The organism is Effusibacillus pohliae DSM 22757 (assembly GCF_000376225.1).
Taxonomy (GTDB): Bacteria; Bacillota; Bacilli; order Tumebacillales; family Effusibacillaceae; genus Effusibacillus; species Effusibacillus pohliae.
Genome location: NZ_AQXL01000131.1, coordinates 80,193 through 100,251 on the forward strand (window position 1 = coordinate 80,193; position 20,059 = coordinate 100,251).

General features: G+C 56.3%; 23 protein-coding genes. 3 read left to right on the top strand and 20 right to left on the bottom strand.

Annotated elements, in window-relative coordinates:
* Window positions 1-95: 95 nt before the first annotated feature.
* From C230_RS0115120 to C230_RS0115130, 3 genes are all read right to left on the bottom strand, one after another.
* Complete coding sequence (locus tag C230_RS0115120; protein ID WP_018132893.1) at window positions 96-287, bottom strand: alpha/beta-type small acid-soluble spore protein; 192 nt, start codon at window positions 285-287, stop codon at window positions 96-98.
* 128 nt (window positions 288-415) lie between these two features.
* Complete coding sequence (rpmF, locus tag C230_RS0115125; protein WP_018132894.1) at window positions 416-592, bottom strand: 50S ribosomal protein L32; 177 nt, start codon at window positions 590-592, stop codon at window positions 416-418.
* A gap of 36 nt (window positions 593-628) precedes the next feature.
* Window positions 629-1,135, bottom strand: a complete 507-nt coding sequence (locus C230_RS0115130; protein ID WP_018132895.1) for a YceD family protein — start codon at window positions 1,133-1,135, stop codon at window positions 629-631.
* A 115-nt stretch (window positions 1,136-1,250) separates the two neighbouring features.
* Between C230_RS0115130 and C230_RS20675 the strand changes: the two genes are divergently transcribed.
* Window positions 1,251-2,510: a nucleotidyltransferase gene (locus C230_RS20675; protein ID WP_018132896.1), complete on the top strand. Its 1,260-nt coding sequence runs from the start codon at window positions 1,251-1,253 to the stop codon at window positions 2,508-2,510.
* Here the strand turns inward: C230_RS20675 and C230_RS0115140 are convergent.
* The 5 genes from C230_RS0115140 to C230_RS0115170 form a co-directional block, all read right to left on the bottom strand.
* The gene (locus tag C230_RS0115140; protein ID WP_018132897.1) at window positions 2,464-3,507 is read right to left on the bottom strand and encodes a SepM family pheromone-processing serine protease; all 1,044 of its coding nucleotides are present in this window, start codon (window positions 3,505-3,507) and stop codon (window positions 2,464-2,466) included. The genes C230_RS20675 and C230_RS0115140 overlap by 47 nt on opposite strands.
* A complete protein-coding gene (locus C230_RS0115145; protein WP_018132898.1) occupies window positions 3,485-4,294 on the bottom strand; it encodes a patatin-like phospholipase family protein in 810 nt (269 codons plus the stop codon). Before C230_RS0115145 ends, C230_RS0115140 begins: the two co-directional genes overlap by 23 nt.
* Window positions 4,295-4,309: 15 nt before the next feature.
* On the bottom strand, window positions 4,310-4,801 hold the full coding sequence (gene coaD / locus C230_RS0115150) for a pantetheine-phosphate adenylyltransferase (protein ID WP_018132899.1): 492 nt from the start codon (window positions 4,799-4,801) through the stop codon (window positions 4,310-4,312).
* A complete protein-coding gene (gene rsmD / locus C230_RS0115155; protein WP_018132900.1) occupies window positions 4,798-5,361 on the bottom strand; it encodes a 16S rRNA (guanine(966)-N(2))-methyltransferase RsmD in 564 nt (187 codons plus the stop codon). The genes coaD and rsmD overlap by 4 nt, the downstream gene beginning before the upstream one ends.
* 763 nt (window positions 5,362-6,124) lie before the next feature.
* A complete protein-coding gene (locus C230_RS0115170; RefSeq protein WP_018132903.1) occupies window positions 6,125-6,670 on the bottom strand; it encodes a hypothetical protein in 546 nt (181 codons plus the stop codon).
* Between the two features lie 156 nt (window positions 6,671-6,826).
* On the opposite strand from C230_RS0115170, the gene C230_RS23655 reads away from it, so the two are divergent.
* Window positions 6,827-6,955, top strand: coding sequence for a hypothetical protein (locus C230_RS23655; protein WP_018132904.1), 129 nt, complete (start codon window positions 6,827-6,829; stop codon window positions 6,953-6,955).
* A gap of 42 nt (window positions 6,956-6,997) precedes the next feature.
* On the opposite strand, the gene recG is transcribed toward C230_RS23655, so the two are convergent.
* From recG to C230_RS0115190, 3 genes are read right to left on the bottom strand one after another with little or no spacing between them, the layout of a single operon-like run.
* Window positions 6,998-9,052 carry an ATP-dependent DNA helicase RecG gene (gene recG, locus C230_RS0115180; protein ID WP_018132905.1) on the bottom strand — a complete coding sequence of 685 codons (2,055 nt, stop codon included), beginning with the start codon at window positions 9,050-9,052 and terminating at the stop codon, window positions 6,998-7,000.
* A 12-nt stretch (window positions 9,053-9,064) separates the two neighbouring features.
* Entirely contained in the window at window positions 9,065-10,726 is a 1,662-nt protein-coding gene (locus C230_RS0115185; protein ID WP_018132906.1) for a DAK2 domain-containing protein, read from the bottom strand.
* Between the two features lie 10 nt (window positions 10,727-10,736).
* Window positions 10,737-11,102 carry an Asp23/Gls24 family envelope stress response protein gene (locus C230_RS0115190; protein ID WP_018132907.1) on the bottom strand — a complete coding sequence of 122 codons (366 nt, stop codon included), beginning with the start codon at window positions 11,100-11,102 and terminating at the stop codon, window positions 10,737-10,739.
* 211 nt (window positions 11,103-11,313) lie between these two features.
* Between C230_RS0115190 and rpmB the strand changes: the two genes are divergently transcribed.
* On the top strand, window positions 11,314-11,505 hold the full coding sequence (gene rpmB / locus C230_RS0115195; RefSeq protein WP_018132908.1) for a 50S ribosomal protein L28: 192 nt from the start codon (window positions 11,314-11,316) through the stop codon (window positions 11,503-11,505).
* A gap of 27 nt (window positions 11,506-11,532) precedes the next feature.
* Here the strand turns inward: rpmB and spoVM are convergent, their stop codons facing one another.
* The 9 genes from spoVM to def form a co-directional block, all read right to left on the bottom strand.
* Window positions 11,533-11,613, bottom strand: a complete 81-nt coding sequence (gene spoVM, locus C230_RS20680) for a stage V sporulation protein SpoVM (protein WP_018132909.1) — start codon at window positions 11,611-11,613, stop codon at window positions 11,533-11,535.
* A gap of 309 nt (window positions 11,614-11,922) precedes the next feature.
* Window positions 11,923-12,570, bottom strand: coding sequence for a ribulose-phosphate 3-epimerase (gene rpe / locus C230_RS0115205; protein WP_018132910.1), 648 nt, complete (start codon window positions 12,568-12,570; stop codon window positions 11,923-11,925).
* Window positions 12,571-13,455, bottom strand: a complete 885-nt coding sequence (gene rsgA / locus C230_RS0115210; protein WP_018132911.1) for a ribosome small subunit-dependent GTPase A — start codon at window positions 13,453-13,455, stop codon at window positions 12,571-12,573.
* Between the two features lie 11 nt (window positions 13,456-13,466).
* Window positions 13,467-15,347 (bottom strand): Stk1 family PASTA domain-containing Ser/Thr kinase, encoded by a 1,881-nt coding sequence (pknB, locus tag C230_RS20685; protein WP_083910616.1) that lies wholly within the window; start codon window positions 15,345-15,347, stop codon window positions 13,467-13,469.
* 56 nt (window positions 15,348-15,403) lie between these two features.
* Window positions 15,404-16,174, bottom strand: a complete 771-nt coding sequence (locus C230_RS0115220; protein WP_018132913.1) for a Stp1/IreP family PP2C-type Ser/Thr phosphatase — start codon at window positions 16,172-16,174, stop codon at window positions 15,404-15,406.
* A 12-nt stretch (window positions 16,175-16,186) separates the two neighbouring features.
* Window positions 16,187-17,293, bottom strand: a complete 1,107-nt coding sequence (gene rlmN, locus C230_RS0115225) for a 23S rRNA (adenine(2503)-C(2))-methyltransferase RlmN (RefSeq protein WP_018132914.1) — start codon at window positions 17,291-17,293, stop codon at window positions 16,187-16,189.
* Window positions 17,257-18,633, bottom strand: coding sequence for a 16S rRNA (cytosine(967)-C(5))-methyltransferase RsmB (rsmB, locus tag C230_RS0115230; protein WP_026174348.1), 1,377 nt, complete (start codon window positions 18,631-18,633; stop codon window positions 17,257-17,259). The genes rlmN and rsmB overlap by 37 nt, the downstream gene beginning before the upstream one ends.
* Entirely contained in the window at window positions 18,614-19,567 is a 954-nt protein-coding gene (fmt, locus tag C230_RS0115235; protein WP_018132916.1) for a methionyl-tRNA formyltransferase, read from the bottom strand. The genes rsmB and fmt overlap by 20 nt, the downstream gene beginning before the upstream one ends.
* Before the next feature lie 22 nt (window positions 19,568-19,589).
* Window positions 19,590-20,054 carry a peptide deformylase gene (gene def / locus C230_RS0115240; protein ID WP_018132917.1) on the bottom strand — a complete coding sequence of 155 codons (465 nt, stop codon included), beginning with the start codon at window positions 20,052-20,054 and terminating at the stop codon, window positions 19,590-19,592.
* Between the last annotated feature and the right edge of the window lie 5 nt (window positions 20,055-20,059).

A 20,059-nucleotide genomic window follows, 5' to 3' on the forward strand; every position in this document is an offset into this window, starting at 1 on the left:
ATATAATGAATCGCCGCAACCTACAACCGCGAGTTGCAACTAGTTTCCCATAGCAAAAGCCCCCTGGCGGGGGCTTTTATAGAATATCAAGTTGGTTATTGACGGCCAGCCAGCGCCTGTTCCGCAAATGCGACCAAACGCTTCGTGATTTCTCCACCCACCGAACCGTTTTGACGGGAAGACGTTTCAGCACCCAGGTTCACGCCAAACTCTTGCGCGATTTCATACTTCATTTGGTCGAGAGCCCGTGCTGCACCAGAAACCAGCTTGTTGTTGTTGTTTGGCATCTTGATTTCCCTCCTTTCGAGTGGTGTACCCTTACGTTGTGCATTCGAAGATTCATTTATGAATAGTAATTTTTGGTCAGAAAAATAGCGAAGCCCGTGAGGACTTCGCTTCGCTTGTTGACACTCGATTATTCAACGTTTACCACTTCGCGGCCTTTGTAGTAGCCGCACTCCTTGCAAACACGGTGCGACAATTTCAACGCACCGCACTGCGGGCATTCGACCATGCCAGGAACGCTCAGCTTGTAGTGAGTGCGGCGCATGCGCTTGCGGGTCTTCGACGTACGTCGAAACGGTACTGCCATGTGTTCCACCTCCTCAAACCACTCAACAAACAAAAACTATTCTGGGTTGAATAACTTCGCCAAGTCTGCCAGGCGCGGATCGATCCGCTCCGCCTTGCATGTGCAGACCTGTTCGTTTCGGTTGATGCCGCATACCGGACACAATCCGGCACATGCTTCCTGACAAACGGGAGTGTACGGCAACGCCAGCAGGATCTCCTGTTCCAGGTAGGGATCGAGATCGATCGCATCGCCCGTCACCGGAATTCGCTCGTCTTCTGCATCCAGCTCGTCCGGCGGCACCCGGACAAACTGCTCTGAGAACGGCGCCGCGATCTCATCCTGAAAATCGGTCAGGCAACGGGAACACCGGTAGGTTATCGGGCCTTTCAGATTCCCGTTCACCGTCAGGGTATCGGATACTGCTTCGACATGCAACTGCACATCGATCGGCCCCAGCGAGATGATCTGCCGATTCTCTTTCAGTACGTTTGGAAACTCCAGCGAATCGTACAACTCAACACCATTCGGTTTGTCATGGACATCTCGCCACCGCAGTAACACGATATCACCTCATTGAGCAACGAGTTTCATTATATCGGCTTGCTGGTAAATTGTCAACGATCGACAGGATTGCTATAATAGCCAGGAATTCACAAACTCTGCGAGGGGATTCGCTATGCGCGTTGCAGGAGTTGTTGTCGAATACAACCCGATGCACAACGGCCACTGTTATCATTTGCAAAAAACCAAAGAAATAACGGGTGCCGATGCGGTCGTCGCGGTGATGAGCGGACATTTTTTGCAGCGCGGCGAACCGGCGATCGTCAACAAATGGGCCCGCACCGAAATGGCGCTGCGAAACGGTGTCGATCTGGTGCTGGAACTGCCTGTTGTATACAGCACGCAAAGCGCCCGTCTGTTTGCCTTCGGCGCAATCGCCACGCTGCACGCGCTCGGCATCGTCGATGCGCTTTGCTTCGGCAGCGAACAAGGCGATCTCCGCACGCTTTTGCAGCTTGCCGCGATTGTCGCGGAACCGCCGGCCGCAATGCGAACGGAACTGGAGAAAGCACTGAAGCGAGGCCTGTCGTACCCGGCCGCTTTTGCCCAGGCACTGTACAGCTATGTACAACAGGAAAAATCGCTCGACCCTGACCTGGTCAATCACCCGAACAACATGTTGGGAGTCGAATACCTGCACGCTCTGCAAAAACTGAACAGTCCCATCCGCCCGTACACGATCAAACGGATTGCGGCCGGCCATCACGAGACCGCGTTCCAGCATGCGGAGATCGCCAGCGCAACCGCAATCCGCCGGGCGATCGCCGAGCGGCGGCCGATGCATGCCTATCTCCCCGCTTCCAATCGCGCGATTCTGCAGCGCGAGTTCAGCGAAGGCCGCGGCCCTGTCACTTGGGATTCGTTCACGCGGCCGCTGTTCGCTTTGATCGCCCGTTCGTCAGCGGAGGAATTGCAGGCATTCACCCATTTTGACAAAGAGGGATTGGCGTCCCGCATCATCGAGGCACTGCCGTCGGCTTCAACTGTTTCCCAGTTGATTTATCAAGTCAAGACACGGCGGTACACCTGGACCCGCATTCAGCGTGCGCTGACAGCCCTGCTGTTGGGGATGACCAAGCAGCAACTGCAGGCGTTCGATCTGGAACAGGGACCCGATTCGATCCGCGTGCTCGGTTTCACAGAAAAGGGACGAGCCTTGTTGAAACAGAGCGCGTCCACTTGCCGGGTACCGATTTTTACAAAAATCAGGCGGGACATCCCCCGCATGCTGGAAGTCAACCTGCGAGCGACTGCCGTGTACGGTTTGGGATTGCCGCAAACGGAAGCGGCCAATCGGCTGCGGGAGCCGGACATTCCGGCCGTCTACATCACGGAAGACGATTTAGATAATCGACCGCATCCGCCAGCGTCCTGACCGGCACGATTGTCATCTTCGTGCCGATTTCCGCCGCTTTTGTTTTTGCCATCTTCGTGTTCGTGTCGTTCGGGCCTACATCCGCCGGGCAAAAGAAAATCTCCGCCCCTTTTTTATCTGCGGCGACGATCTTGTGTTCAATGCCGCCGATCTGACCCACGTTCCCGTCGCCGTCGATCGTGCCCGTGCCGGCGATTTTATGCCCTTTTGTCAAGTCGCCCGGCGTCAATTGCGAGACGATTTCCAGCGCGAACATCAAACCGGCCGACGGACCGCCGATCTGATCCGTGTGAAAATCCACTTTCGGCAGATTCTCCGCCTCCTGCTTGTCCATCAGGTCGATGCCGAGTCCAGCCCGGCTCGGCTGCAGCGGATCTCCATACAGATCGCGCAGCAGGACGAGTTCAATTTCGGCCGTTTTGGGCTGACTGTCACGAATCAACTGCAGCTTCACCTTATCGCCGACCTGTTTGTCATGCAAGTATTGAACCAAATCCTCCCGTTTAGCGACCGGCCGGTCATCCACTTTCACAATCAGGTCGCCGATCTGCAGGACATTTTTCGCTTTCGAATATGGCGCGATCCCGCTTACCAGCGCCCCCATGTAACGGATCGTCACCGGCCTGCCAAGGTAGCGCATCGCCGCCACCACGGCGCTCTCCTGCGAACTGTTCATCATGTGCCGCAGCAGTTTCTTGTAGTCCTCCTCCGCCAGTCCCCGGTCCGCTTCCTCTTTCGGAACGATCTGTCGGTTGGGCAGCAGCTTGCCGTACGCGTAGTAATAAATGTTTTCCACCGGCACGGTCAGGACAGTGGTCAGCATCAACGCCCCTTTTTCATCTTTCTGGCCGCCGGCCACCGTCAGAATCGACTGCAGTTCTTCCGCCGAACCCGGTTGGTAGATATAGTAAGGCAGCGGAATGAACCAGGAAAGGATCAGCAGGAGCGGAACGAGGAACCGAATCACCTTGCTTCTAGCTGTTAACCGAGTCGCCAACCGCTTGCTCTCCTTTCCAATCATCAATCGTTTGCCGGATCTGGTCGATCGCTTGCCGGGCTGCTTTCCGCCCTTGTTCGATGCACTCTTCCACCTGCACGAATGCGGCCGTCGAAATATGCCCCACATCCGGGCGGATCACCAGATTGGCGTCGAGGATGCGGGTTTTGAGAATCTCCCGTTCCATGATCTCGATCGACTGGAAAAACACGTCGAAGATGCTGCGAACCGGCAACTCCTTGTTGTACAGGCCGACATCGACAGCGATCACCAGGTCCACCCCCAATTCGCGGCAGGCGGTGACCGGCACGCGGTCGATGACGCCGCCGTCGATCAGCACCCGGTTGTCATAAAAACAGGGAACAAACACGCCCGGGATCGAAATGCTGGCGCGCACCGCCCTGTACATCGGACCTTGCCGAAACACCACCCGTTCCCCTTTCTCCACGTCGGTGGCAACAACCGCCAATGGGATTTTCCCGTCTTCAATATTCATGTCCTTGGTCAGCAGGCGGATCATCTCCGTGATCTTGTTGCCGGCCACAAACCCCAGCCTGGGAATCGTAAAATCGACAAAATGCTTGCGTTTCAAGTTCTTTGCTAGCATTTCCATATAGCGTGTTTCCATTCCGCTTGCGTAGAACGCGCCGATCAGGCTCCCCATCGAACTGCCCGCGATCGCGTCAATCGGGATACCCGCTTGTTCGAACACCTGCAGCACCCCGATATGGGCGAATCCGCGGGCTCCCCCGGCGCCAAGCGCCAATCCGATTTTCGGCATCGTCATTGGTTTCCTCCGCCGTTACTTGTTCCGCAATGATTCATAGGCGGCTCGCACCGCTTTTTCGACATGCAACGGGACAAATTCTTCGATCGGCCCGCCGTGCCGTGCGATTTCCTTGACCAGGCTGGAACTGATGTATGAATACTTGAAATTGGTCGGCATAAAAAACGTCTCGGCAGCCGGATACATCTTCCAGTTGATGGAGGCCATCGCCAATTCCGACTCAAAATCGGACACCGCCCGCAACCCTTTGACAATCACTTGCGCTCCCTTCGCCTGCAAATAGTGAACCAGCAGGCCAGGAAAACTGTCCACTTCGATGTTCGGAATATGGCGGACCGCTTCGCGGATCAGCTCCGTCCGTTCCTCGACAGTAAACAACGGGTTTTTGTGCGGGTTGACCATCACGGCAATGATTAATTTGTCAAAAATTTTGGCCGCCCGCTCGGCAATGTCCAGGTGACCGAGCGTGACGGGATCGAAACTGCCTGGATAGACTGCGATTTTCATGCGGAAAACGTTCCTTTCTTGTAAAAACTGACTGCTATGTCACCGTATGTAACAAATTTCCAGCGACCAAGCGATTCGATCCGGTCGGGAAGCTGGCGATCCTTGCCGTGCTCGGCGACGATCACGGCGGAGTCCTGCAGCAGATGCTGTTCCAGGAGCGATCTGGCCAGTTGCGGAATCACGTCCATCTGGTACGGCGGGTCCATGAACACGAGATCGAACCGCTGGCCTCGTTTCGCCAACGCGGCGATCGCCCTTCGTGCGTCGTTCCGGTAAATCTGGGCGCGGTCAGTCACTCCGCAAAGCTCCACATTTTTCCTGACCACCTGAATCGCTTTCGCATCATGATCGACAAACACGGCCCGGTCCATCCCCCGCGACAGCGCCTCGATGCCAAGCGCTCCCGTGCCGGCGAACAAATCCAACACGGCCCCTCCTGCAAAATACGGACCGATAATGTTGAACATCGACTCCTTCACCTTATCGGTTGTCGGCCGCGTCGTCTGGCCCGGCACCGCAGCCAGCCGTTTGCCTTTCAGTTCTCCTGCGATGACCCGCATCGGCGACTTCAACTCCTCGTGTTTACTGTACCACAAAATGGGTAACCCCGCCAAAGAATATCAGAATTCCTTCACACCCCGCGCTGGCATTTTGGATCCCCAACCAAGCGATCGGAATGAGCATGAATTGGGTCCCCTACAAAGTACTCGAAATATGCTGTGTTAGCTTTGCTTCACTTTGTTGGGGTTCGAAAATTTTTTCCTCCGCGATGTATATTTTGCCTGCGGCCGGCGCAAGATAGTATCAGCAACGGCGAAGAGCTGTTGCAGGCAACCGCGGAGAAGACTTAGGTTTCCCCATAAGCTCTTCCTCCGGTTTCTCCTCTCCCAGTCTCTGGAAACAGAGACAAAAACCCGCGTATACCCGGACGCGGGTTTTTGTTTTGTTCCGTCATGCATATTTTTATATGTTAATTAATATAACTTCACTATATATTTTTTATATTTGAAAAACACCGATCCTCTGCTATACTTGGGGTAGGAGCCGTGTCCCTCCGAATGGAACGAAAGGGGGTGCAAAGATGTTCAGCCTGGACCGGTGGTTGTGCGTCGTCAAGCTGGTCGGAGCGATTGTCTCCAGTTGCAGCGCCATCCTCGCATTCAGGCAACAGGTGATTCAACTATGCAGACGAAAACGCAAAAAGAAACAAAAAAGTCCCCACCGTGCGGCACGATAGAGACTTTTTGACCGATCGGGAAACCGGCATTTCCCGATCTTCTCTTATGTTACCACAAATTTTCCGCTTGTGAAGTGGCTTCCCGCTCAGCGAATTTCGTACATCCACGTGTTTTTTTCCGGTTCACTGCTATCCGTTTCATTCTGTTTCAGGAATTGAAAAAATTCGCCCGTCACCGATCCGGTGCCCGCCATCACGCTTTGTGACAATTTTTTCTGATGCTCGCTGCCAAGGGACGTACCCAGCAGCAGATGGTTGTCGGCGGTGATGTGAATCGTCGCCTGCGCCACAGGTACGCCAGAGCGGTAGACTGCGGCCGTATACTTGAGGGCGATTTCTCTCGCCAACTGGTGTTTGTCCGGTTCATTGCCGGAGCCGATTTCAGCCGTGGCGGCGACGATCAACTTGCCGTCTTTCGTCTCGTCAAACAATACATCGGTGATATAGGGAACTTGCCCCACCTGCCGCATCACCTGTTTTTCCCTGTCGTTTAACTGATAGGCCTCGTGTCGGGCGGTGACAGGCGTTTGCGGCGCCACGAAATTTGCTTGCAGCAAGGGCGATCCGGTTGTGAACAAGAGAACGGCCAATCCAAGCAAAAGAATCAGCATATACGCAGAACGGCGTTTCATCGCTTTCTCCCCCCGTATCTGTACAAGCCTATGCAACCCAGGGGAGAATGATGCCTATTCAGAATATGCCCGCATCCATTCCTATCCGTCAGCGGCATGCCCAGGCCTGCATAACATTGCAGGCCAATTGCCATTCTACGAATGAGGTGATGCGCTGTGGAATGGAACGCCGTCAATATGTCGATCGTCGCGTCTCTGATCTTTATCGTGGTGGTGCTGTTCAACTTCTTTATCGTGCTGGCCATGCCGAACAACAAGGAGAAGCGAAAACAGGGCCGCAAGTGAACCGGCAAACGAATGAACCGCGGCATCATTCTCCATCCGGACTCAATCCTGGATGGGGGCTTTCAGCACGTTCTCATTTTTCAGGTAGGCCAACAGTTCCTGATATTCCGGCAAAATCCAGAAGTCTGGCGAATCGATCAACTGCTGCGCCTCTTCCCGTGCAGCCTGCATCACATTCGCATCCGCCACCAGATCCCCCAACCGGAACTCCGGCATCCCGCTCTGCCGGATCCCGAAAAATTCCCCCGGTCCCCGCAACTCCAAATCTTTCTCCGCCAACTCAAACCCGTTTTGCGTCGAGATCATCGCCTGCATTCGCTCGATGCCCGTCTCGGTCAGGGGTTCGGCGATCAAAATGCAGGTCGAAGCATGTTCGCCGCGGCCGACCCGTCCCCGCAGCTGATGCAGTTGGGCGAGCCCGAACCGGTCCGCGTTGTAGATCACCATCACCGTCGCGTTCGGCACGTTGACCCCAACCTCGATCACCGTAGTGGACACCAACACCTGAATCTCATTCGCTTTAAACCGCCGCATGACCGCTTCTTTTTCCCGGGCCGGCAATTTGCCGTGCATAAGCCCCACCTGAAAACCGGCTAGCGGTTCGCACAACCGGCTGTAGAGATCGATCGCGTTTTCCACGCCTTCCATTTTTTCCGATTCCTCGATCAGCGGAGCGACGATGTATGCCTGCCGCCCTTTCGCCAATTCTTTGCGCAGGAAGCGAATCACCCGCTGTTCCTTGTCGGGCGTCACCCAATACGTTTGGATCGGCTTTCTGCCGGCCGGCATCTGATCCAGCACCGACACATCCAGATCACCGAACAGCGACATCGCCAGCGTCCGGGGGATCGGGGTGGCCGACATGAACAGCACGTCGGGATGATGCCCTTTTTGCCGAAAAATCGCCCTCTGCTCAACGCCAAACCGGTGCTGTTCATCCGTTACCACCAGGCTGAGGTTCGCAAACTCGACGCCTTCTTCCAGCAGCGCATGCGTGCCGATCACCGCATCGAGTTCCCCATTGGCGAGCTTATCCAGCAACTCTTTGCGCTCCGTCTCGCGGATGCTGCCGGTCAACAGCCCGATGCGCACTCCCAACTCTCCCAACAGCCTGCTTGCGGATTCGTAATGCTGTTCCGCCAAAATCTCGGTCGGTACCATCATCGCCGATTGGTATCCTGACAAATAGGCGGCGTACATCGCGCAAAACGCGATGATCGTCTTGCCGGAGCCAACGTCTCCCTGCAGCAGGCGGTTCATTGGGTGCGGCGCCCGCATGTCCAGCAGGATCTGGCGTACCGCTCGCTTTTGCCCATCCGTCAGCTCAAACGGCAGTGCCCGCAAAAATTCGCCCCACTGCTCCTTCGTAAAGCTGTGGGCGATCCCCGGTTGGTCCGTTTTATGCAAGTGGCGGAACGCCTGCAGCTTCAGTTGAAACAAAAAAAATTCCTCAAATACCAACCGCCGCTTCGCCTGCCGCAAACTTTCCCGATCCTGCGGCAGATGGATTTGCCACAGCGCATCCCGTTTCGACAGCAGTTTGTATTTGGCCAGCAGGCGGTGCGGGAGAATTTCGGGAATTTGCAACTCAAGCTGTTTCAACGCTTTCAGGAGGAGGGAACGCAACACTTTCGGGGTCAGGTCGCCGCGCACTTCGTAGATCGGCACCAGCCGGTTGCTGTGGATCGATTGGGTGTCCGGTTCAAAATCATAGTGGGACACCGTGAGGCTGCGCCTTCTGGCGTCATACTTGCCGGTTAACGAAACGGCAACCCCGGGCCGCAGCCGGTCGCGCAGGAACAGCTGGTTAAACCAGACGGCCGCCAGCGGCATCCCGTCGGTCGTTCTCACCTGCACGGTCATCACCGACCTGCGCCCTTTCTGTCGGACCGCCGGCGGCGTCTGAATTACCGCCTGCACCGTCACGCGGGAGTCATGCTGCAGCGACTGTCCGGCCTGTACGGTCCGGTCGTCGTAGCGGAACGGGTAATAGGTGATCAGATCTCCCACCGTATAAATGCCAAGGCGGGCCAGATCCCGCTCACGGGAAGGACCCACCCCGGCAAGATGGTTGACAGGGGATTGCAACGAAAGCATCGTTCCCACCCCCTATTCGACAGAGAGTATATAATCGTACAACGGCTGCCCGCCGTAATGCAGTTCGAATTCGCAGTGCCGGAACTTCTCCGCCAGCCGGTCCACCAACTGTTCCGCCCGCTCGCTGGTCACCGCTTGTCCGTAAAAGACAGTGATGATCTCGGAGTCCTTGTCCACCATTTTTTCAAGCAGTGATTGGGCCGTCTGATCCGGCTCGGGGCCGACCGCCACCACCTTGCCTTCGGCCAGTCCCATGCAATCACCCTGTTTAATGTCAAAATCCTGGAACTGCGAATCGCGCACAGCGCGGGTGACCTGGCCGGTTTTGATCCGCCCGGCCGCCGCCTGCATGCGATTTTCGTTAACGTCTGGGAGTTCTTCCGGATCAAACGCCAGTGCGGCGGCGATGCCTTGCGGAACCGTTTTCGTCGGGATGACGCGGATTTTGTCGCCCAACACCAATTTTGCCTGTTCCGCCGCCATGATGATGTTTGAGTTGTTCGGCAGCACAAACACTTGCTCCGCGTTCAGCCGTTCAACCGCCTTGACGATATCCTCCGTACTCGGATTCATCGTTTGACCGCCTTCCACCACTTCGACTCCGATGCTTTTGAAGATGTCGCGCAGACCGTCGCCCGCCGCGACAGCGACCAATCCGTAAGGCCGGACGGCTGCCGGTGCCGGATTTTCGTTCCCGTACTCATTTTTCAGGTTGTGGTGCTGCTCCGTCATGTTGTCGATTTTAATCCGGGTCAGCGGCCCGAACTGAATCGCTTCCTCAAGGACTTGTCCAGGACGGAGAGCGTGGATATGTACCTTTACCAGATTGTTGGCCGCCACGACAAGCATGGAATCGCCATATTCCTGCAAAGCGTTGCGCACCCGCTGTTCGATTTCCTGTTCGGAATCGGGGGCACGGTCCAACCGAATGATAAATTCCGTACAGTACCCATATTCCTCCGCATGTTCGACAAAAGCTCCTGCAGGTGCGGGCATCCCGTGCGGAATCGGACCGATCACGGGCTCGTCCGCCAATGGCGTTTGCTCCAGACGCTCGCCGCTTAAGGCGGTAAGGAATCCGCGATAAATAAAGACGAGACCTTGGCCGCCGGAATCGACCACGTTCGCCTGCTTCAGCACAGGCAGCAAATCGGGGGTCCGCCGCAAGGAACGTTCCGCTTCTTTCAGTGCCGCTTCCATCACCGAATACAGTGTCGCGTTTGCCGGTCGGGCTGCTTGCGCCGCCGCTTTTGCCGCATCTTTGGCAACCGTCAGGATCGTCCCTTCGACCGGTTTGGCCACCGCGTTATAGGCGGTCGTCACACCTGTTTGCAAACATTCGGCAAACGTTCGCACATCGATCGAATCCCGGTTTGACACCGCTTTCGCGAATCCGCGGAACAATTGAGACAAAATCACGCCCGAGTTGCCCCGCGCGCCCATTAATAAACCGGTGGCCAACGCCTCCGCCACTTCGCCCAGCGGTCGATTGGCTACCCGCCGCATCTCGGCCACCCCGGAAGCTAGCGACAGGCTCATGTTGGTGCCGGTGTCGCCGTCCGGAACCGGAAATACGTTCAATGCGTTGACCGCTTGTTTGTTGCTCTCAAGACTTTGCTGTCCGGCTAGCACCATTTGTACGAACAGCCCGCCGTCCAAACGCTTGTGGTTCATAATATCCCCCTTACTTCTCGCCGCTCACCCGGACGCCCTGAACGATCACGTTGATCTGGTCAACCTCCACGCCCAGGGTATTTTCCAGAGTATACTTCACCTTTTCCATGACATTATGGGCCACTACCGAAATTTTCGTGCCATAGCTGACAATAATGTGCAGATCAACGATCACCCGGTCGTCCTGCACGTGAACTTCCACTCCCCGACCGGGATTGTCGCGCCCCAGCAATTCGCTGATGCTGTCTTTCACTTTCTTTTGAGAGGCCATCCCTACCAAGCCGTAACAGTCGAGTGCCGCAAAACCGGCGATCGTTGCGATCACACTCTCCTCAATTGCAACTTTCCCCAATTCGTTGTGCAATACTTTCGGCATGTCCAGCACCTCCAAAACGCCATGACGGGCCTGGTATCGGCAAACCGCCCGCTGGCCTGTCAATCGCTCAAGCCCACCAAAAATTCTGGGAATGATGGGCGTAGTAAGCATCATTCTACTACAATTTCCGACAAAGGAAAAGCCATCTTGCAAGGGTTCTGTTTTCTATGGTAAGATAAGCAAGTCAGTCTTATGCAAGGAGGTGCCCAGCATGGCAAAACGTTGCGCGGTTTGTGGAAAGGATCCGAAAACGGGGAATCAGATCTCCCATTCCCATATTGTGACCAAACGTCGTTGGTTACCCAATCTTCAACGCGTTCGTGCGCTTGTGAACGGTTCGGTAAAACGGATTCATGTTTGCACCCGCTGTCTGAAAGCGGGCAAAGTGAAACGCGCGATCTGAGTGTCGCGCGTTTTTCCTTTCGCAGGCTCAGTCTTTCTTCAACACATTCAACATTGCTTTTACGATACCGCCGAGAAACTTAGGTAACTTGATGGTATAAAACCGCAATGTGACCCCTCCTCCAGTTTGATCAGTCCGCACCCCACTCGCACAAACCGCCTGAGACGGGTTGAAGGAGCATCCGCCCTTGGGCGGTTACCGTCGGTACTATATATATTCCCGTTCCCTCAAAATGTGCCAAACCAAACACAAAGGGCCAATCCCTCTTGTTCAGGGATATGACCCAAGTGTACGAATTATGCTGATCGATTCAAAAGGAAATAAGTGGAGATCTATTAATGAATTCCCAGTCGCCCCATATCCTTTTTGAAAAAATGGGGATTCGCTTGGAAGCTTCACGTCACTGTCGTGAGAGTTTTACCCGCGTATGAGTCGAATCGCTTCCACCGGGTCGGGTGCTCCGTAGACGGCGGAGCCGGCCACAAGCACGTTGGCGCCCGCCTCCCGCACGATCGCCGAAGTTTCCGGATTGATTCCTCCGTCCACTTCAATGTCAATGTGCCGCAGATCGCGGGCATCGAGCGATTGGCGCAACGAGCGGATTTTCGGCACGACGGAGCCGATGAATTTTTGCCCGCCAAACCCTGGATTGACGGTCATCAGCAGGACCATGTCCAGATCGTCGAGCACGTGCTCGATCATCGCCAAGGGGGTATGCGGATTCAGCGCGACGGACGCTCTGGCGCCGACCGATTTAATCAATTGGATCGTACGGTGCAGATGGGGGCACGCTTCCGCATGCACCGAGATGATGTCCGCCCCCGCTCTGGCAAAATCGGGAATGTAGCGATCCGGTTGTTCGATCATCAAATGCACATCCAGCGGCAACCGGGTATGCGGCCGGATCGCCTGCACAATCAACGGACCGATCGTTAGATTGGGGACAAAGTGGCCGTCCATCACATCGACGTGCACATAATCGGCCCCGCCTTGTTCAATCACCCGGATTTCGTCCCCCAACTTGGCAAAATCGGCCGATAAAATGGATGGGGCTATTTTGATCATCTACGAATACCTTCCTTCTTTCGTTTTCCGCACTTCCCACAGGAACTCCAAATAGTGCCGGTAGCGAATTTCGTCCAGTTTGCCTTCCGCAAGCGCCTTGCGTACGGCGCAATCGTGTTCCGATTCATGTTCGCATTCCCGGTAATAGCAATCCTGGCTCAAGCAGGCAATCTCGCGGAAATACTGATCCAGCTCGGCCGGTTCCAACTCGCCGAAATCGAGTTGGCTAAAGCCCGGCGTGTCGGCGATAAACGAACTGGAATCGACTGGGATCAGTTCCACATGCCGTGTCGTATGCCGGCCGCGCCCCAGCTTGTGCGAAACTTCGCCCATTTTCAGGTTGAGGGAAGGATACAGCGCATTGAGCAGCGACGATTTGCCGACTCCCGATTGTCCGGCCAGGACGGAAATTTTGCCAACGAACAACGAACGGACTTCCTCCAGCCCGACGCCTTGCTTCGCCGACACCCGATACACCGGGTAACCGATCGCACTATACGGAGCGATCTCGGCATCGAGCAGGTCCGGTTGTTCCAACAGGTCGATCTTAGTCAGTACCAAGACCGGTTCGATGCCCGCTTTTTCAATCAAAACCAGCATCCGATCCAACAGCCGCCGGTTTAAATCGGGCTCTTTCACGGAAAACACCAACACCGCCCGATCAACGTTGGCAATCGGCGGGCGCACCAATTCGACGGAGCGGGGCAGGATCTCCTCGACCACTCCTTCCTGCCCGCCGACCGGGGTGAACAGCACGCGATCGCCAACCAGCGGCGACACACCCCGCTTCTTGAAAATGCCCCGGGCCCGGCACTGGTAGAGCCGATCGCCCACCAGCACATAGTAAAAACCGGCCAGCGCCTTGACAATCATTCCTTCCGGCATCGCTTCCTCCCTTACTGCGGATAAGGTACCGTTTTCTTATCTTTCAACTGTCCGTTTTCGTACACTTCAATTTCGCCCGTGGTATTGGGGGCAAGAATCAGTTCCACCGGGTATTCTTTCGGCTGCGAGATTTTCTCGTTATCGACCACCGTTTGCGCTCCTCGCGCATCTTTCCGCCTGATCGTGATCGTTACGATAGCCCCAGGATCCGGTTCCGCCTTGACTTTATACGACAGCCGTTTCGCGTCGGGCGGCATGCCTTTTGACACCCACAGATTGACCTTCGATCCTTTCGGCTTTTCTCCGCCGAGCGGGTCTTGTTTCGTCACATAGCCGCTGTCGACCGTATAGCTGTAATCGGACGCGATGTCGCCGACCTGGAATCCTGCAGCCCGAATTTTCGCAGATGCGTCCGCAACGGACAAAGTGCGCACGTCAGGAACCGTTGCCAATTCCGGTCCAGACGATATGTACACTTCGATCTGCGTTTGTCCGGGGAGCACTTGCACCTGCTGGGGAGGAACTTGCTGGAAGACGGTTCCTTTTTCTGCATCGTTCGGTTTTGTGATAAATTTTACAGAGTTCAGATCGAGGTGCAGCCTGGCCAGTTCATCCCGCGCCCTTTGCTCGTCCATTCCCACCAAATTCGGCATGATCACCGCTTCCGGCCCCTGACTGACTTTGAGCGTCACGACCCGGCTGGTCTTGACCCGCACGTTTGATTTGGGGTCTTGCTCGAAAACAAAGCCGGCTTGCATCGGCGGCCGATTGGTGTCACCCGGATCTTTGGTGTCCACCCGCTTGATATTCTCTTCCTTGAAGCCGAATTTTTTCAACAGGTCGACCGCTTCTTCGTATCTCTTTCCCTCGACATTCGGCATCGTCACCTCGGGAACGTTCAGCAGCTTGTTGACGATCAGAAACCCGGCCGACACACCCAGCGCCCCGATCAGCAGCCACATCAGAACGAAAGCGACCGTTTTCCAGAGGCTCCTTTTCCGCTTCGGCTGTTCCGTGTTCTCCTGCCCTGCGTCCGCTTTGGCGGGTGAATGTTCCCGTAAAACGGCGGCCGGGATCTGAATCGTCGGCTGCGTAAAAGCGGTTGGATCCGGTACGGTAAATTTCGCTACGTTCGGGTTTTGCAACGCCTGGTCGAGATCGACGAACATTTCCTTGGCCGACTGGTAGCGGACTTCCGGATTTTTCGCCAGCGCTTTCAGAATAATGTTCTCGACGCTTTGCGGAATCTTCGGATTCAACTGGCGGGGTTCGACAAAATGTTCCTGCAAGTGTTTCAAGGCCACCGAGATCGGACTCTCGCCGGAAAACGGCAGCTCCCCGGTCAGCATCTCATACAGGACGACACCAAGCGAATAGATGTCCGATTTCACATCGGTGATCGCACCGCGCGCCTGTTCCGGTGAAAAATAATGCACCGATCCGATCACCGACCCGTTATGGGTGATCGTGCTGGAACTGACCGCCCGCGCGATGCCAAAATCGGTCACCTTCACGTGACCGTCCCTGCCGATCATGATGTTGTGCGGCTTGATGTCGCGGTGCACGATCTGACGTTCATGGGCGTGCTGCAGCGCCGAACAGATCTGTTTGGCGATCTCGACCGCTTCCGCCACGGGCAGCGGCGCTCGCTCCTGGATGATCTCTTTCAGCGTCTTGCCATTGATGTATTCCATCACGATAAAATACGTCTCGCCTTCCACCCCGACATCGTAAATGTTGACCACGTTCGGATGGGACAGGCTGGCTGCCGATTGCGCTTCCCGCCGAAACCGGCGGACAAAATCTTCGTCCGCCACAAACTCCGGACGCAGGACCTTGACCGATACATAGCGGTTCAAAACGGTGTCGAGCGCACGGTAGACGATGGCCATGCCGCCGCCGCCGATCCGCTCGAGAATCTCGTATCGATTGGCGAGTTTTTTTCTGATCACTGCGTCTCACCCCGTTTCCGCTTGCCCGTATTTTGCAGTGCCACAACGGTAATATTATCATTACCGCCTTCCTCCAGCGCCCGGTCAATCAGCCGGTTGATCTTGTCATCCAGGCTACCCGGTTGGCTCATTACCTCGGCGATCTCGCCGTTGCTTACCAGGTTAGTCAATCCGTCGGTGCACAGTAGCAGGATGTCCCCTTCCTGCCAGGTGGTCCGGATCAGATCCACTTCCACCTGCATATCGGTCCCCAAAGCGCGGGTCAAAATGTTTTTCTGCGGATGAGCATTCACTTCTTCCTCGGTTAACTGGCCGTTTTTGTATAATTCGTTCACCAGCGAATGATCATCCGTCAATTGGGTGATGCCCTTCGGCGTCACCAGATATCCCCGGCTGTCTCCGATATAGCCCAGGGTGATCGAACGGGGACTCACAATGCTGGCGACGATTGTCGTTCCCATCCCGGCATAGCCGCTGGAACTGCGTCCGCGCTGATAGATCTCTTCATTCGCCCGCAAGATCGATTCCACAATGTAATCGCTCAGTTCCGGCTCCGCTTCTTCCTCCGTTTTGCCGCTGAGCTTCTGGCGCAGTTCCTGTCCCGCCACCTCAACCGCGATCGAAGAAGCGATTTCGCCTGCCAGATGACCTCCCATGCCGTCTGCAACGAGTACCACCTGATACGGATCAAGGTCCATGTGCAGGGCAAACTCATCCTCATTGATTTGCCGAACCAGCCCGATATGGCTTTTCGCGGCGTACTCCATCTCACTCCCCCCCTAGCTTCTCCCCTGTTCCGCCCGCAGCTGGCCGCAAGCGGCCGCGATGTCGTGTCCCATTTCCCGGCGGATCGTTGCGTTCACTCCCAGTCGCTGCAGTTCGTTGACAAATGCTCGAATCTGCTCTTTTGGCGTACGTTGGTAATTTCGTTCCGGCACATAGTTGACCGGAATCAGATTGACGTGGCACGGCATGCCGCGCAACAAATCGGCGAGCGCCCGCGCGTGCCGCAGATCGTCGTTCACCCCGCCGATCAACGCGTATTCGAACGACAAGCGGCGCCCCGTCTTGTTCCAGTAATAGCGGCAGGCATCCATCAGTTTTTCAATGTTCCACGCCCGGTTGATCGGCATCATCGAGGAACGCAGTTCGTCAAACGGAGAATGCAGCGAGATCGCCAGCGTGATTTGCCGCTGTTCATCCGCCAGCCTGCGAATCGCCGGCACCAGACCGCTGGTGGATACGGTAATGTGACGGGCCCCGATGTGGACCGACTCGGGAGAGGTGATGATATCGACAAACTTCATCGCCGCATCGTAGTTCTCAAGCGGTTCTCCCGACCCCATCAGCACGACCGAGGAAACGCGTTCGCCCTCCGCATCCAGCATCCGTTGGAAAAACATCAGTTGCTCGACGATTTCGCCGGCCGACAGATTGCGAATCAGCCCGCCCAACGTCGAAGCGCAGAATGTGCAGCCCATGCGGCAGCCGACCTGCGTCGACACACACACCGAGTTCCCGTAATTGTGGCGCATCAAAACCGTTTCCACCGTGCTGCCGTCGTGCAGTTCAAGCAACAATTTGACCGTTCCGTCGCGCGAGGTCTGACGGGTCACTTCCTTCATCGTCCCGATGACCGCTTTTTCTTTCAACTGTTCGCGGAACGCGGCAGGCAAATCGGTCATCTCGTCGAACGTGGTCACCCTTTTTTTGTACAGCCAGTTGTAGATCTGCCTGGCGCGGAATTTCAGCTGGCCCAGCTCGCTCACCCATTGTTCCATCTCGTTCGGCAACAGGCCGTACAATTCCGTTTTTTGTCTCGTAAGCTGCAGCAGTGTCTCGATCTCGATCACCCCCTGTTGTCCATCAGTTTTCGCATTCGGCATATGAAAAATCCGTCCGTGCCAAAATGGTGCGGTAGCACCTGGGCCCACCCATCCGGCGAAACGGCGGTTTTCGCTACATCCTCCGGCAGGAGGGGGCTCAGCGGTGCGATTTGAAAATCGGTTCGTTCCCTTAAAAAATTCCTTATAATCTCCTGATTTTCCTGCCGCTCGATCGTACAAGTCGAGTAGACCAGGATACCACCCGGTTTCACCGAGTCGGCCAGCTTACGGATCAAATCCGTTTGCACGCCCCGGATCGCGATTGCATCCTGCTGCGTTTTCCGCCATTTGATGTCCGGTTTCCGGCGGATCACGCCGAATCCGGAGCAGGGGGCGTCCAACAAGACAGCATCAAACTGCCCCAGCGATCCTGCCAATTCCCGCACATCACCGGCAATCGGCTGCACCGATCGCAATCCGAGTCGGGCGGTCGCGTTTCGGATCAGACCGATTTTGTGTTCATGGATGTCGGCCGCCACGATCTCCCCGCGGTCCTCCATCCGCTCCGCCAGATGGGTCGTTTTGCCGCCAGGAGCGGCGCAAGCATCGAGAATTCGCATACCCGGCTGCGGATCGACACACAGTGCGACCAGCATCGAACTTTCATCCTGGACCGTACAGAGCCCTTCCTGGAAAGGGGGCAATTTTGTCACGTCCGTTCCGGTCGCCAGTACGATCCCGTCCGGAGAAACGGCCGACAGCCGGGCTGCCAGCCCTTCTTTCGCCAGCGCCGCGAGCACCTCTTCCCGCGTCGCACGCAACCGGTTTACCCGCAGAGATAGGGCGGGGCGCTGATTGTTCGCCTGGCAGATGCGAGCCGTCTCCTCGGCACCATACTGCCCGATCCACTCCCGCACCAGCCACTCCGGGTGGGAGTGCACGAGCGACAAATGGCGAACCGGGTCTTGTTCAAACGGAGGAAAATCTGGCTGTCCCGCCCGCAACAAGTTGCGCAGCACAGCGTTGACAAATCCGGACAAGCGGGGATTTTTCCGTTTGGCGATTTCAACCGCTTCATGAATCACCGCAAACGGCGGCACCCGCTCCAGATAGTCGAGCTGGTAGACGCTCAGCCGCAACAGATTGCGCACCCAATCGTCCAGCTTCGTCAGCGGTTGTTTCAAAAAGGGCAGCAGCCGGTAATCGATCGTGTTCAACCGTTGAACGGTTCCATATACGATTTCGGTGGCCAGCGCTTTTTCGTTGGCAGGCAGCGGATGCCTCGCCAACGCCGCCTGCAGCGCCAGATTGCTGTAGGCGGCCTGCTGTTCGACAGCCAGCAGCACCTGCAGGGCCATCTCCCTTGCGGTCAGTTGGTGCTTACGGTTCCCGGTTTGCATCGCCAAATCGATTCCCCGCTTCCACAGTTTGTCCCCGCAGCAGTTCCTCCGCACTCATCCGGCGTTTTCCTTCCGGTTGCAACTGCTTGATCGCCAAGATGCCTTTTCCCGTTTGCACTACAATCGCGTCTTTCGTCGTCCGCAGCACCGTGCCGGGCGGGTGGCCGGTCACGGCATGTGGATCGACGATTTCCGCCCACCAGATCTTGAAGATTTTATCGCCCAGTGTGGTGAACGCGACCGGCCACGGATTCAGGCCGCGCACCTGGTTGTAGATGGCCCGTGCGTCTTTTGCCCAGTCGATCCGTTCGTCTTCGCGCGTCAAATTCGGTGCGTATGTAACAAGCGATTCGTCCTGCGGGGTTTCCGTGATGGTGCCGTCGACGATTTTCGGGATGGTTTCCAAAAGCAGTTTCGCGCCGACTTCCGCCAGCTTGTCGTGCAGCGTGCCGACCGTGTCAGTCTCCTCGATCGGAACCCGGACTTGCGCCAGCATGTCCCCCGCATCCAGCGCCTGCACCATGCGCATGATCGTGACCCCCGTCTCCCGATCGCCGTTGAGGATGCTGCGGTGAATCGGGGCCCCTCCCCGGTAGCGGGGCAGCAGCGAAGCGTGCACATTGATGCAGCCGAGCCTTGGCATGTCCAGCAAACGGGCGGGCAAAAGCTGGCCGTAGGCGGCGGTCACCAGTAGATCCGGCCGCAAGCTTTCCAGATAGGCGAGCGCTTCTTCCGACCGAATTTTCTCCGGCTGGGACACCGGCAGCCCGTGTTCCAGCGCGGCCGTTTTGACCGGCGGCGGTGCCAACTGCCTGCCTCTGCCTTTCGGCCGATCGGGCTGCGTTACCACACAGGCGATCTCGTACCCGCCGGCGAGCAATGCACGCAAGCTGGGAACGGCAAAATCGGGAGTTCCCATGAAGAGTATCCGCATCCTCCCACCCCCTTGTCGCAACCTATTTGTTGACTTTCAGCAAGTCGAGCGGATTGACATAATCGGTAAACAGAATGCCGTTCAAATGGTCGATTTCGTGTTGAATACAGCGGGCCAGCAAGCCTTCCCCTTCGACAGTGATTTCCTGCCCGTGCCGGTTCAGCCCTTTCGCCACCACCCGGTTGGCCCGGCGCACCTCGGCCGTCACTCCGGGAATCGACAGGCAGCCTTCCGGCCCGATCTGTTCCCCTTCTTTGTCTATGATTTCCGGATTGATCATCTCAATCAGACCCTGGCCGCAGTCCATCACGATCACCCGTTTCGACACGCCGACCTGCGGCGCCGCAAGCCCGACGCCTTCCGCGTCATACATCGTCTCCGCCATATCGTCCAGCAGTTTCAGAATATTCTTCGTAATCTCCGGCACCGGCTTCGCCACCTGCCGCAGCACCGGATCACCTTCCAGCCGTATCATACGGATCGCCATTTCTA